The organism is Acinetobacter sp. YH12219, assembly GCF_013417875.1.
Lineage (GTDB): Bacteria > Pseudomonadota > Gammaproteobacteria > Pseudomonadales > Moraxellaceae > Acinetobacter > Acinetobacter amyesii.
The window spans coordinates 128,399-142,168 of the sequence record NZ_VPDC01000002.1 but is presented as its reverse complement, the minus strand read 5'-3'; the positions used below and the strand labels follow the sequence as shown (position 1 = coordinate 142,168).

Genomic DNA, 13,770 nt, shown 5'->3' with positions numbered 1-13,770 from the left:
TATATTGGGGAAGTTGATGTACACTGCTGAATTGCTGGAAGAAGCACGCCGTTTTATGTTCCACATGTTAACCAAAGTGGTTGAATATGGGGGTTCTGATTTATTTATTACGGCAGATTTTCCACCAAGTATTAAACATCAAGGCATGATGAAACCCTTTGGGCAGCAAGAACTTGATGCTGAGAAAACAAAGCTTTTCGCCTATAGTTTGATGAATGAGAAGCAGCGCAAAGAGTTTGAAACAGAACTAGAATGTAACTTTGCGATTAGTGTGCCAAACGTTTCGCGTTTTCGTGTCAATGTATTTCAGCAACAGTTACATGTGGGTATGGTCATTCGTACCATTACGGCAGAAATTCCAAATTTTGAAAAGCTTAAATTACCGGCTTCGCTTAAGCACGTGATTATGGAAAAACGTGGTTTAGTTTTAGTGGTTGGAGGTACAGGTTCAGGAAAATCAACCTCTTTAGCGGCGCTGATTGATTATCGAAATGAAAATAGTGCAGGGCATATCATCACTGTTGAAGACCCAGTGGAATATGTGCATAAGCATAAAAAATCAATGATTACGCATCGTGAAGTCGGTGTAGACAGTCATTCGTGGCATAACGCTTTAAAAAATACCTTGCGACAAGCACCAGACGTGATTTTAATTGGTGAAATTCGTGACACCGAGACTATGGAACATGCAATTGCCTTTGCTGAAACAGGACATTTATGTTTAGGTACGCTACATTCAAATAACGCCAATCAAACCCTAGATCGAATCATTAACTTCTTCCCAGAAGAGCGAAGAAATCAATTGCTTATGGATTTATCGAGCAATATGAAAGCGATTGTTTCGCAGCGTTTAATCCGGACTGAAGATGGTAAAGGACGCCGTGCAGCCGTTGAAATCATGTTAAATACGCCGCTCATTTCAGATTTGATTTTGAAAGGTGAGTTTCATGAACTAAAAGCGATCATGGCAAAATCTCGTGAAATTGGGATGCAAACTTTCGACCAAGCTTTATTTGATTTATATAATGATGGCGCAATTTCTTATGAAGAAGCTTTAAGAAATGCCGATTCAACCAATGAATTACGTTTGCAAATTAAACTAAAAAGTTCACGTGCAAATGGTACTTCAGCGGCTGCGCAATCGTTTAGTATGGTTGAAGAAAAGAAAGAAGAACCTGAAAGCACCGAAGCTTCGGAAGAAATATAAGCTGCATATTCATGCAAATGGTATATAAGCCAATTTAGCTATCAAATTGAAATAAAAAAATCAGCCTGAGGGCTGATTTTTTAGATATTAGAAATATTTACAGATCAGCTTCGTATTGTTCGCTGGTCAATAAAGCATCTACATCAGCCATATTGTCTGGTTTAATTTTATAAATCCAACCTTTGCTATAAGGTGCATCGTTTACAAAATCAGGATCATCTTCAAGGTCTGGATTGACTTCAACAACCACACCAGAAATCGGTGCATGAATATCAGAAGCGGTTTTTACCGACTCGACCACACCCGCTTGTTCACCAGCAGTGATATATTGACCCACATCTGGTGCTTCAACATAAACTAAATCACCCAATGCGTCTTGTGCATGATCAGAAATGCCTGTAACAACAAGGTCACCTTCAATTCGCACCCATTCATGTGTACTTGCGTACTTTAAATCTGAAGGATGATTCATTGATAACTCCTTAAATCCATTAAATTCATTTTTGGCATGAGTTATACATGCTTTTTAGGTAAAACAAAAGACTTATAAGTACGGATCTTTACGCCAATTGCTTGGGCTACGACCACTCCAACGCTTAAAAGCACGGCTAAAATTGGCGACATCGCTATAGCCCAATTCATCAGCAATTTGCTCTAAGGTAAAATCAGTCCGTGATAGAAGCGAAGTAGCATGACGGTAGCGAACTTCGTCAACCAATGTTGAAAATGAAGTCCCTTCGGCAGCAAGTTGGCGTTTAAGGGTTCGATCGGACATGTGTAGCCATTCAGCAACACTTTCAATACTTAAATAGTGCTGCTCAGAGTTGGTTAAAATGTCACGAACGCGCATGGCAATACGGTGGCGTTCGCCCAAAGCAGAAAGTTCAGCTTCACATTGATTAATGGCGATTTGACTGGCAATCGGGTCTGCATGGACCAATTTATTGGTTAAATATTGCTTATCAAAACTAAGTAGGAGATGTGGCTGATCAAATCTAAATTGGTGTCGTGGATATTTGGCAATAAACCGCTCAAAACCTTCAGGTTGAGGGAAATCAAAATCAATTTCTCCCGCAGAATAATCCACACCAGTAATTGCTTTGCCCATGCTGATCATGCCAAAAATTAAGGCAATAGAAATCTCAGTACGTAAAGGCTCAATCGTAACGTCGGTTTGTAGTTGAACAGTAGCTTTGGTTCCAAAAGTTGAGAAAAAAAGCTGTAAAAAGGGCATGCGTAACTGAATAAAACGGTTTGCCAAGACTAAGGCATCAGTTATGTCCTTCGCCGTCATGATGGCATAGCCAATAAAACCATGAATTGAGATGCGCATTTGGTTGCCCAAATGAAAACCTAGAGTTGGCTCACCAGTTAATCGTAGTGCGTGCTCTACCAATTGATTGGCGATGGGTGTTGGAATACGGAAATCTGGTTCAGCCAATTGTTCGCTGTTTAATCCGAATGGACTAAATAATGTTTCTGCAGTGTAGCCCCATCGAGAGACCACATCTAAAAGGAGCAATCCATACACTCCGGGAATACCCTGATCCTGACGGGAATTAATTGTTTTCATAGCGTTCCGTTGCAATGCGGGTTTTTCTTCTGTTCAAGGTTATATTGGCATGATTCCGTGTTGTATCCCACAAAAATTGTTGGACAAACTGACTAGGCTCAACTATTTATAGCGGCCTACCTTAGCGTTGTAAAGTAGGCCGTTAAGGATTAATTCGGTTTAAAATCTTTGGAAAAGACCACAATTTTGGTCGTAGACATATAAAGAACGTCATTGTGCTGATTGAGCGCTTGCGTAACATAGGTCACAATGCCGCGGTCTGTCTTACTTTTCGACGGAGTAATTGCAGATATTTCAACTTCTACACGAATTTTATCCCCCGGACGTGTTGGGCGCGGCCAACGCAGACTTGATTCAGAGCCAATTAAGCCATAAGCCACAAGGAAACATTCAGTCCATAAGCGCATTGTTACAGCAGCAGTATGCCAACCACTTGCCGCTAGCCCTTGAAAGATCGGGTGCTGTTGGGCTTTGACTTCATCTGTATGAAATTCCTGAGGATCAAAAGCGTTGGCAAATTGCTTGATTTCTTCAACAGTCATTTCATATTCACGACTGCTAAAGTGATCACCAACTTTAAGGTCTTCCAGATACAGCATTTTCATCTTCCTTTGATTCTACTTTATGTTGTTCTATTAAAAATCCACCGGTTTGACGCTGCCACAAGTGTGCATAAATACCATTCAAAGCGACAAGCTCTTCATGGGTGCCTTGCTCAGCAATACGTCCTTGATCCAAGACAATCAATCGATCCATTTGCGCAATTGTTGACAGTCGATGCGCAATGGCAATCACAGTTTTGCCTTGCATCAAATCATCTAAACTCGATTGAATCGCAGCTTCGACTTCTGAATCGAGCGCACTTGTGGCTTCATCTAAAATTAAAATTGGTGCGTCTTTTAAAAATACTCGAGCAATTGCAATACGTTGACGCTGACCGCCAGATAATTTAACACCACGTTCACCAACAAATGCGTCATAGCCACGTTGACCACGTAAATCGATCAATTGAGGAATGAATTCATCAGCTTTCGCTTTGCGTACTGCATCATACATTTCTTCATCAGTCGCATTCGGACGGCCATATTTAATATTTTCTTCAACCGTGCGATGCAATAACGAGGTGTCTTGGGTCACCAAAGCAATATTTTTTCTCAAGCTATCTTGAGTAATATCTTCTATATTTTGGCCATCAATCGAAATACGACCATGATTGATATCATAAAAGTGGAGTAAAAGTTGAATTAATGTCGATTTTCCGGCACCTGAACGCCCGACTATACCGATTTTTTCACCTGGTCGAATGGTTAAATTAAATTGATTGATGACCTTTTTATCATTATAAGCAAAACTGACATCTTCAAATTTAATTTCGCCTTGCTGTACTTTTAAGTCGGTTGCATCAGCTTTATCTTGAATATGAATTGGGCGGCCCATGGTTTTCATCCCATCTTGAATGGTCCCGACATTTTCAAATAGGGCAGATGTTTGCCACATCATAAACTCGGAAATACTACTGAGTTTTAAAATCATGGCGGTCGCTGCTGCAATGACCCCAAGCTCAGCTTGACCATCCATCCAGAGCCAAACGGCTGTTCCAAGTACGCCACCATATAAAACAATGATCAGCAAATTCGTCGCGATGTTGTATTTTGCAGCAAGTCGCATTTGCTTATACACCGTCACCATAAATTCTTTCATTGAGGCTTTGGCATATTGGCTTTCACGGCCCGCATGGGCAAATAATTTCACTGTTTGAATATTGGTGTAGGCATCGGTGACACGACCAGTCATTACTGCGCGTGCATTGGCTTGTTCATTTGAAATTTTGCTTAATTTTGGGATGAAATAGCATGCAGAACCAATAAATAAAGCCAGCCAAAGTAATAATGGAACAATCAACAGTGGCGATATAGCACCTAAAATCACGGTGATCGAAATCAGGTAAATGAAGACATAGGCCAACATGTCACCAAGAATAATCCAAAACTCACGTACAGCCAGTGAAGTTTGCATGACTTTGGCAGATAAACGACCTGCAAAGTCGTTGTGGAAGAAATCTAAACTTTGTTTCAGTAATAAGTTATGAAATCTCCAACGTAGGCGCATTGGAAAGGTGCTATATAGAATCTGATGTTTAATAATGGTTTGAAGGCAAGAAAAGAAGATATTTGCCAATAAAATAAAGCTTAAAATGGTCAGATTCGTCTGGTGCTGCTGTAAAAAGGTTTCAGGTTGAGACTTACTGATCCAATTGACTAATTCGCCAATTTTGGAATAAAGCAGTGCTTCAAAACTCGCTACACCTGCTGTACAGAGTACCAATAACAATAGGTATTTTTTTACACCCGTCGCAGCTTGCCATACAAAGGGGAAAAATTTTGTCGGCAATGGTTTATTCAAGTCCTGTTCAGGATAAGCGTCAACTAAATTTTCAAACCATTTAAGCATGCAGATAACCTGAGAATTTTGCTGTAATTAATCTTTCTTTCTTCAGCTCTGAGTGTAATGGATTCGCTGGTTTTTCTCCATTTTGATTTGTTTATTTACTTAAAAGCTTGGCTGCAAAAGTTCATAGAATTAAAATGTACAACCCGATTACGACCTTGGCGTTTTGCTTCGTATAGAGCAATATCGGCTTGTTTAATTAACTGATCAAGTTTGGCGTGGTTAGGGTCAATTTTGGAAACACCAATGGAGATCGAAAATTTCACCAATTGACCATCTATATAAAACTGGTATTGTTCCATTTTATGTCTTAACCGTTCAGCAATTTTTAATGCATCTTCTGGGACGGTATAAGGCAAAAGTACAATAAATTCTTCACCTCCAAAACGTGCCAACATATCGTAAAACCGCATTTCTTTACGTGCAATTTCAGCAATTTGGCATAGCACTTGATCGCCGACATCATGTCCGTATTGATCATTAATCGCTTTAAAATGATCGACATCAAAAATCAATAGACTGGTGCAGACCGTCATCGGGGTTTCTTGGATTTTTTTATTGGCGGCATGTACAAATTGGCGACGATTACTTAACTGGGTTAATTCATCCGTATGGGCAATTTTGCGAAGGGTATGAAAGTTCCAGTCATCTAGCAGCGCTCTTAGAAAGGTTTTACGAGAGTTCAGCGTTGAGTTCCAGCAGATATACATACTGAATAGCAGCACAGGAATATACACCAATAAAAAAATCGTAAAATCACCAAAATCATTAGTGCGCCATGCGCCAAAAAGTATCGCTGCCGAGATCATGGCAGAGGTCATGATCGAAGGGCGAAAATGCACATGAATACTTAAATTACCCAATACAATCAAAATAATGGCGGCATATTGATAGCTATGCACCAGTTCATTTTGCGACTGAAGTAATATCTCAAACCAGAGAATCGCTGAAAGGCAAGTGGCGAGTGGCAAAATCAAATCGAGCAATTTAATCTGTTTGATATATTTAAACAGAACATAGTTCAGGCTAAATGCACCTATAATGGCAATAATACGAATCACACCTGAAAGCATTTCTACGTCTGGCAGCACATAGCGATCTGCCCAAAAATAGATTAAAAATGCCAATTGAGCGAAATAGTTGACCTGCTTTAAATAGTCTTTCTGGTTGTAGTACAAAAATTTGTAATAAGCATTTTTAAACTGTGCCGGAATACGTGCAATCGGGTCGGATAAAGCACGCTCAATACGGACACGATTCTCTAAATCACATGCTTCTGCCTGTATGAGCGTATGTTTGGCAGAAGTGCGATTCATCGATTCTATGAGTAATTGTGATTCGTTTTTAACTGATTTCTGAGAAGGTTTCTTGGGGCCTTCCATGACCAAGCTCCTATTTTAGAAGCGTTTTTATGCAACTGTTAACAAATAGTATCTAAAATTGTCTACATTTGTATAGTATTTGTTTGGGTTTTTTTAATTACTGATGTTACGCAGTAACACCAGAAGCGTAATTTGATTTAAATAAAAGTATGATACGCGGTAACGTCATCCGCAAGTGTTTGAGACAGCACTTCTTCTAATCAAAAATGTTTTTGCGATACTTTGAATAATTTGACGCTAGTGAACGAGTTTTGCGGATGACAATGGTTTTGGGTGCTTTTGCCAAAACAAAAGTACCTCCAGCCGAAGGCTAATCCCTTTATTCACCCCCTAGATGTAAGACTCCGTCGAATAGAATTAAAAATCATTTTTAAAATGTGAAATTACTGTTATGTGCGTAACATCAGTTAATTATTTTTAGTTGTTTCAGATGCATTATATTTTTAGGAAATTATACGATCAGCGCATTTATCTAGCCTGCTCTAAATCCTTGCATTGCGCGATAAAAAAGCACTAGCAGATGTCGAATAGCTTTTAAAGAAAACGCCCCCAATATATATTCAATCGACATTGTGAATTCTTTAACCTAAAGAATTTCTTCTTCAAATATACATGGGGAGATGCGCAATTAAGTCTTAGCTTTTATCGACATTTGGTTGAACGAGGGCTTTAAAATCGGCACTAGAAGGGGCTTGATAGATTTTAAGTCCAAACTCAGGTGTGATTGCGATCAGATGGTCAAAGATATCCGATTGAATCGCTTCATAATCTTTCCATGCAATAGTTTTACTAAAAGCATAAATCTCTAAAGGAATGCCTTCACTCGTGGGTTGTAACTGACGCACCAAAATCGTTTGGTGTTGGGCAATGCCTGAATGCTGTTGTAAATAAAATTCTACATAGGCACGAAAGGTCCCAAGATTGGTTAAACGGCGCTGATTATATTGCGACTGATTGGAAAGTTGCTGATTAAACTGAGCAAGCTCTTCATGCTTATGATCAAGATATTGATCTAATAATAAAAATTCTTTGAGTTTATTTTGCTCATCCTGAGTCATGAAATGAATAGAGCTTTGATCGATATAAAGCGAGCGTTTGATACGGCGCACACCAGACTGTGCCATACCACGCCAGTTTTTAAAGGTGTCAGTCACCAGTTTATTGGTTGGAATCGTGGTAAAGGTCTTATCAAAGTTCTGCACGGTAATGGTATGTAATGACATATCAATGACATCGCCATCCGCATTGAGCGAGGGCATTTCAATCCAGTCACCAATTCGCACCATATCATAAGAAGAAATTTGTACCGAAGCCACCAGTGACAAAATGGTGTTCTGAAAAACCAACATGAGCACGGCCGCCATAGCACCAAAGCCTGCGAGTAATGTAAATACATCTTTTTTCAAGAAAGTACCTAAAATCATCAGGCCACACACCAAAAAAATAATCAATTTGACCAACTGCAAATAGCCTTTAATCGGTTTGTTTCTAGATTTTGGATTACGTTGGTAAATCAGATTAAAAATATTCAGTAATTCAGAAATTGCCAAAGCAATGGTCAAGAAGATAAAAGCCTGACAAGCCATTTGCACGATTGAGATGAACTTCACAGATAAATGTGGGACTGTGGTTATGCCATTTAAGATTACAATTGCTGGAACAATGTTGGCAAAGCGTTTAATCACACTATGTTCTGACAAAATTTGACTGTGGCTAAAGGCCATTTTAGACACGAGCTTACGAATACCACGTACCACAATTTGCTTGGCGATAAAATTTGCAATGATGGCAAAAATAATAATGAAACTGAGCGATGTCAGCATTTCTAACCAAGGGTATTGATCTGACCAATCTTGAATATTTTTAATGAACTGAAATTTTTCCAAAATTATCCTACTCTTATTGAAGTAAATGAAAGGGTTAATGATCAAACTATTGTAATTGTGGTGATTATATAAGCAATTTTATACTCGTAAAATTTACGGAGTTACGACATGTATAGTCCATAATGTTACTTATTGGGTGCTAAGGAATGATTTTTTGAAGGTATAACCGATATTTATGGACTGAAAAAGATTAATGTTGATAAAAAAAAGCCCCCGAATCGGGAGCTTCATTGGCGATTTGAAGTGCTTACCACATTAAATCATCAGGAATTACATAAGCTGCATACGGATCTTCTTCATCCGTGGTTTGTTCATTCACTTCAGAATTATTCACAATAATAAAGCCTTCCATTTTCGCATTAATACGGTCGGCTAATTCTTTTGGTAAAAAAGCATAGTTGCTATTTTCCCGTGCAATAACAAGACTACCCGCAACAAGGGCATTATAAATTTGCTGATTGATATAAAGCTTTTTGATCTTGGCATCATCGATAAATTGATAGGTCGATTCGCCATCGGTATCACGAATTTTATGCTGATTAATCATTTGCATGATGGCAGCTTTTAATTCTTTTTCTTGCAAAACTGCTTTACGATCTTGCTCTAAAGCATGATCTTTGGCCATTTTCTGCTGCTGATCTTGCTCAATTTTCACCTTGATTTCAGCATCTTTACTTTCACCAGTACGTTTTTCATGTACGGCTTGTTTAGACAATTTTTTTGCCTTTTTATTATCGACCAGACCTGCTTTAAGCAGTTGCGCCTGTAATGCATTTTTAACCATAGTACGTTCCAACTAATCGTGTATATGTCGATAATGAAAATAGATGATCCAATATACCGCGCTCATGATTAAACTGAGTACGGCAGGAATCAAGAATGCGTTTAATTTTAAATAAGGATAAAGCCAACTGGCAAGTATGCCACCAACGATAAATCCCGCCAAAATTAATACATGTAAGACCACACGTTTCGACTCAACCGGAAGTCCACGGGCTTTATAACCCAAAGCCAAACCTAAGTCCGTCAAAACACCAGAAAGGTGTGTGGTACGAATAATGGTACCTTTATAGTGGCTAACCATTGCATTTTGTACACCCATAGCCACACATGCCCAAAGCAAAGCGTAACGTGGAAAATAGGGCAATAGTAGCCAACATAGGACAATAAAAAAAGCCACCAAGCTTAATGGGACGCCATAACGTCGCGTTAAGCTAAAGTGACTATTTCCAAGAATAAGCCCACTATAAAATGAGCCAATCACATAACAGAGCAAGACTAAAATCAAATAAATAATCGTAGCTGGCTGCCATGCAATGAAGGCCATGGCTAACATACTGACATTACCCGTCATGTGAGATACCGACTGGTGCAAGATGGTCACCAGTCCAAGTACATTAATCATTCCTGCATTCACTGCGAGGAAAAAAGCACCCAGTTGTATCCAAAGCGGTAAAGTCTGAAAAGGCATGGCCTCGCCTTAAAAAGTATCCAATATCAGGATATTATCTTAAACCACGGTCTACTGCAGCTGTAAATAATACGTCAGTCGAAGAGTTTAAAGCTGTTTCAGTTGAATCTTGAAGTACACTAATGACCATACCAATGGCAACAACTTGCATCGCGATATCGCTTGAAATACCAAACAGGCCACAAGCCACTGGAATAAGCAGCAATGAACCACCAGCAACACCTGAAGCACCACATGCAGAAACGGTAGCAACGACTGATAAAATCAACATGGTGCTGAAATCAACAGAAATGCCCAAAGTATGAACTGCTGCTAGAGTGAGGACTGTAATTGTGACTGATGCACCTGCCATATTGACAGTTGCACCTAAAGGAATTGCTACACTTGCAGTTGATTCGGGGACACCAAGACGCTTTGCAAGGTCAAGGTTTACAGGAATGTTTGCAGCTGAACTACGTGTAAAGAATGCAGTGATACCACTTTCACGTAAACATTGGAAAACCAATGGGAACGGATTTGAGCGGGTAATAAATGCCACCATTAGTGGATTGATGGCCAAGGCAACAAACAACATGGTACCAATTAAGACCGCAAGTAAGTGTGCATAGCTAATCAGTGTTTTCAAACCTGAATCGGCAAATGTAACAGCAACCAAACCAAAGATACCTACAGGTGCAAAGTTAATCACTAAACGGATTACTTTATTCACCGCATCAGCAGCGTCAGATAAAAAGACTTTGGTGTTCTCTGATGCATGACGAAATGCAATACCTAAGGCAACAGCCCAAGCCAAAATACCAATGAAATTTGCTTCAGAAATTGCTGTAACAGGGTTTGCGACAAAACTTAATAATAAGTTTTTCAATATTTCAGCAAGACTGCCTGGCGGCACAAGGTTTTCTGCAGCAACATCAAGAATTAATGTACTAGGGAATAAAAGGCTTGCTACTACTGAACTTAAAGCAGCAAGGAACATACCAATAGCGTACATCAACATAATCGGTTTAATGTAAGAATTACTGCTACCCACTTTGAAATTTGCAATGGATGACAGTACAAGTACAAAGACCAGTATCGGTGCTACGGATTTCAATGCCTTAATGAATAAATCACCAAGCAAACTTAAATAGGGTGCAACGCCCGGAGCCACAACAGCAACCAATACACCTAAAATAATGGCGATAATAATTCGGGTTACTAAACTCAAGCGTGTAAATGCTGAAAACATAGGAGAGCCTTGTCAGAATTACAATGACAAAATGATGAAAATTAGTGCTGTATTTTATACGAAAATATGGAATGCTTAAAAAATAATTTAATTTAAAAATAAACCTTTGTTTTTTATAATCTATTTTTGTGTATTAAAATGTAAACCCTTCAAAACTCACTGTTTATAAAATTCGCATTGATTAAACAGTGAGCTAATAGGCCTTTAAATTTGGTACTCAGAACTGGCTGTCGCAAGCTCTGTAACGGCTTGATAGTGGGTGAGAAAAATTTGACCACTCAAATGCGTGAGTAATTTTGAGTGCTGCAATTTGTCCATGACAGGGCCTTTGACCTCGGAAAAATGCAGTCGAATATCTAATTTTGATAATTCAGCATTTAAATCTTCCAACATTTCTAAGGCACTGAGGTCAATTGAACTGACGCTTGAGCAGTTGATAACAACATGCTCTAGATCAATATTTTCACTGACTTCATTGATCAGGAAACCTTTAAGCGTATTGGCATTTAAAAACGAGATATTTTCATCTATACGGAGCGAGAGAATATGTGGTGCGGTATAGACATGATGGCGCTGTACATTGCGGAAGTGCTGTGTGCCCTCGACTAAACCGATCACCGCAATATGTGGACGACTGATGCGCCATAACAACAGAATAAAGGTAGAAATGATGCCAATAATGAGACCTGTAGAAATATCGATACACACCACACCGAAAAAGGTCACCCACATCGCAATCCCGTCAGCTTTTGAATAACGCCATGTATCCACAAAAGGTTTAAAGTCGACTAATTTCCAAATGGAAACAATAATTGTGGCCGCCAAGATCACTAAAGGTAAGTCTTGGAAAAAACCAGTGAAGTAGAGACTGACAACGATAATCAGCAATGACGACAACACACCTGCAATCGGGGTTTTTGCACCTGCATCTGCATTAACCACTGTACGAGATAAGCTACCCGTCACTGGAAAGGCAGAGCTAACCCCAGCGCTTAGATTGGCTAAACCTAGAGCGACCAACTCTTGGTTACTGTTGAGTTGGCTTCGTTGTTGTAAGGCAGTGGCTTGGGCAATAGACAGTGACTCAACAAAACTGATCATGGCAATCATTGTTGCACCGGGCAGTAAGGTTTGTACCAGTTCCCAGTTCCAATGTGGAAAGCTTAAGGGTGGAAATCCTGAAGGAATTTCACCGACGGTTTTAATGCCGACATTTTGCAGGTCAAATAACATCACCGATGCAATTGAGATCACCACTAGTATCAATGGCAGTGCTTTACTTAGAAAGGCCGTAGAGCCGAATCGAGATTGAATTGATTGAGTGGCCAACATTTTTGGTACATAGATTAAAAACAGTATGGCCAGCACACCAAAGATGAGTGAAGCAAAGTGAGTCAAACTCAGATATTCCCACAAACTTAAAACAAACTCAGGGATGTTGTTGGCTTTTAGCGGGACATCGACGAGAAACTTAAACTGACCCAGTGCAATGAGCAGAGCCGAAGCAATAATGAAGCTTTTAATGACAGGATGACTGATCAGCTGAATTAAAAAACCAAAACGTAGTACACCTAGCAGCAGAGAAATCAGGCCGACCATTAAGGCCAAAAGTGTAGCGGCTTCAATATAAACAGGCGAACCAACTTCAAATAGCGGATTGAGCGTGGCGAAAGTCATCATCGAAATGATTGCCACAGGGCCTATCGATAAGGTTGAGCTTCCACCAATGAGGGCGTAGACAATCATCGGTAAAATACTGGCATATAAACCCATGATTGGAGGTAAACCTGCCAGCATGGAATAGGCCATACCTTGAGGGACTAACATGGCAATCACGATCAGCGAAGCAAGTACATCAGATTTAAATTTCACTGGGCTGTAGTGCTGTAACCACTGCCAAGCAGGAAATTTCTGTAAGAAATGGGGTTTTAAATCTGACATAAACTTATCTAAATCACAATTTCATATATATTATGCATAAAAAATGCTAAGAAGTCTTGTGCAATAAATTTTGACCGTACAATATCGCTGCTTATTTACGGGATATGTAAGAAACCATCATTTTAAATGAATTAATGAAAAGTATGAGCTGATTTAAAGCTTTGGATATTCGATATAAATATAGATATTTTGAAGAAGTTTGGAGGGTAAATTGAGATATTGAATTGCTGTCCATTGCGATAATTCATCTATAGTGGTGCAAGAACAGCATGTCTGGCTTGAAATTTTAAAATAACTGAGTGTTATTTATAAGATTGGTTGCAATACAATTGGTAAAGAGTATTGAGAACTTGAACTAAATTTGCATCTTTAATTGAATAATAAATTTGCTTTCCATCACGACGCGTGGTCACAACATCACTTTTGCGTAACATCATCAGTTGTTGTGAGAGGGTTGGCTGTTTAATATCAGTGATTTCTTCAATCTGAGACACATTCAATTCTTGCTGTGCTAGATGACATAAAATTAGTAGACGATCCGTATTTGCCAGCGACTTTAAAACGCCCACGACTAATTCGGCAGAATCACGCATAGTAGTGATTTCCAGATCGGTATTCATTGGATATGTCCATA

At 39.2% G+C, this 13,770-nt stretch carries 12 protein-coding genes; 1 reads left to right on the top strand and 11 read right to left on the bottom strand.

The features are described from left to right. Window positions 1-16 precede the first annotated feature (16 nt). Window positions 17-1,207, top strand: a complete 1,191-nt coding sequence (locus FTV04_RS01850) for a PilT/PilU family type 4a pilus ATPase (protein ID WP_168377534.1) — start codon at window positions 17-19, stop codon at window positions 1,205-1,207. 97 nt (window positions 1,208-1,304) lie between these two features. On the opposite strand, the gene gcvH is transcribed toward FTV04_RS01850, so the two are convergent. The 11 genes from gcvH to FTV04_RS01795 all read right to left on the bottom strand — a co-directional run bounded on the left by gcvH (window position 1,305) and on the right by FTV04_RS01795 (window position 13,756). Next, window positions 1,305-1,679 (bottom strand): glycine cleavage system protein GcvH, encoded by a 375-nt coding sequence (gene gcvH / locus FTV04_RS01845; protein ID WP_180088378.1) that lies wholly within the window; start codon window positions 1,677-1,679, stop codon window positions 1,305-1,307. Window positions 1,680-1,751: 72 nt separating this feature from the next. Continuing rightward, window positions 1,752-2,780, bottom strand: coding sequence for an AraC family transcriptional regulator (locus FTV04_RS01840; RefSeq protein ID WP_180008879.1), 1,029 nt, complete (start codon window positions 2,778-2,780; stop codon window positions 1,752-1,754). A gap of 149 nt (window positions 2,781-2,929) precedes the next feature. Further along, entirely contained in the window at window positions 2,930-3,379 is a 450-nt protein-coding gene (locus tag FTV04_RS01835; protein ID WP_180008877.1) for a MaoC family dehydratase, read from the bottom strand. Then, complete coding sequence (locus tag FTV04_RS01830; protein WP_078193808.1) at window positions 3,357-5,231, bottom strand: ABC transporter ATP-binding protein; 1,875 nt, start codon at window positions 5,229-5,231, stop codon at window positions 3,357-3,359. The genes FTV04_RS01835 and FTV04_RS01830 overlap by 23 nt, the downstream gene beginning before the upstream one ends. A gap of 95 nt (window positions 5,232-5,326) precedes the next feature. Beyond that, window positions 5,327-6,610, bottom strand: coding sequence for a sensor domain-containing diguanylate cyclase (locus tag FTV04_RS01825; RefSeq protein ID WP_257220935.1), 1,284 nt, complete (start codon window positions 6,608-6,610; stop codon window positions 5,327-5,329). Between the two features lie 635 nt (window positions 6,611-7,245). After that, window positions 7,246-8,496, bottom strand: a complete 1,251-nt coding sequence (locus tag FTV04_RS01820; RefSeq protein ID WP_180027121.1) for a mechanosensitive ion channel family protein — start codon at window positions 8,494-8,496, stop codon at window positions 7,246-7,248. A gap of 247 nt (window positions 8,497-8,743) precedes the next feature. After that, entirely contained in the window at window positions 8,744-9,280 is a 537-nt protein-coding gene (locus FTV04_RS01815; protein ID WP_180088376.1) for a DUF2058 domain-containing protein, read from the bottom strand. Between the two features lie 12 nt (window positions 9,281-9,292). Next, window positions 9,293-9,967, bottom strand: a complete 675-nt coding sequence (locus FTV04_RS01810; protein WP_180088374.1) for a YoaK family protein — start codon at window positions 9,965-9,967, stop codon at window positions 9,293-9,295. Between the two features lie 34 nt (window positions 9,968-10,001). Then, window positions 10,002-11,195 (bottom strand): serine/threonine transporter SstT, encoded by a 1,194-nt coding sequence (gene sstT / locus FTV04_RS01805; RefSeq protein ID WP_180088371.1) that lies wholly within the window; start codon window positions 11,193-11,195, stop codon window positions 10,002-10,004. A 204-nt stretch (window positions 11,196-11,399) separates the two neighbouring features. Then, window positions 11,400-13,136 carry a SulP family inorganic anion transporter gene (locus FTV04_RS01800; protein WP_180088369.1) on the bottom strand — a complete coding sequence of 579 codons (1,737 nt, stop codon included), beginning with the start codon at window positions 13,134-13,136 and terminating at the stop codon, window positions 11,400-11,402. Between the two features lie 302 nt (window positions 13,137-13,438). After that, window positions 13,439-13,756 carry a helix-turn-helix transcriptional regulator gene (locus tag FTV04_RS01795; protein ID WP_078193801.1) on the bottom strand — a complete coding sequence of 106 codons (318 nt, stop codon included), beginning with the start codon at window positions 13,754-13,756 and terminating at the stop codon, window positions 13,439-13,441. Window positions 13,757-13,770: the final 14 nt, after the last annotated feature.

Excerpts from the sequence above, each read along its gene's own strand:
- sstT (WP_180088371.1), bottom strand. The coding sequence starts at position 11,195 with ATGTTTTCAGCATTTACACGCTTGAGTTTAGTAACCCGAATTATTATC.
- FTV04_RS01800 (WP_180088369.1), bottom strand. The coding sequence starts at position 13,136 with ATGTCAGATTTAAAACCCCATTTCTTACAGAAATTTCCTGCTTGGCAG.
- FTV04_RS01825 (WP_257220935.1), bottom strand. The coding sequence starts at position 6,610 with ATGGAAGGCCCCAAGAAACCTTCTCAGAAATCAGTTAAAAACGAATCA.
- gcvH (WP_180088378.1), bottom strand. The coding sequence starts at position 1,679 with ATGAATCATCCTTCAGATTTAAAGTACGCAAGTACACATGAATGGGTG.
- FTV04_RS01850 (WP_168377534.1), top strand. The coding sequence starts at position 17 with ATGTACACTGCTGAATTGCTGGAAGAAGCACGCCGTTTTATGTTCCAC.
- FTV04_RS01835 (WP_180008877.1), bottom strand. The coding sequence starts at position 3,379 with ATGCTGTATCTGGAAGACCTTAAAGTTGGTGATCACTTTAGCAGTCGT.
- FTV04_RS01795 (WP_078193801.1), bottom strand. The coding sequence starts at position 13,756 with ATGAATACCGATCTGGAAATCACTACTATGCGTGATTCTGCCGAATTA.
- FTV04_RS01840 (WP_180008879.1), bottom strand. The coding sequence starts at position 2,780 with ATGAAAACAATTAATTCCCGTCAGGATCAGGGTATTCCCGGAGTGTAT.
- FTV04_RS01830 (WP_078193808.1), bottom strand. The coding sequence starts at position 5,231 with ATGCTTAAATGGTTTGAAAATTTAGTTGACGCTTATCCTGAACAGGAC.
- FTV04_RS01810 (WP_180088374.1), bottom strand. The coding sequence starts at position 9,967 with ATGCCTTTTCAGACTTTACCGCTTTGGATACAACTGGGTGCTTTTTTC.
- FTV04_RS01815 (WP_180088376.1), bottom strand. The coding sequence starts at position 9,280 with ATGGTTAAAAATGCATTACAGGCGCAACTGCTTAAAGCAGGTCTGGTC.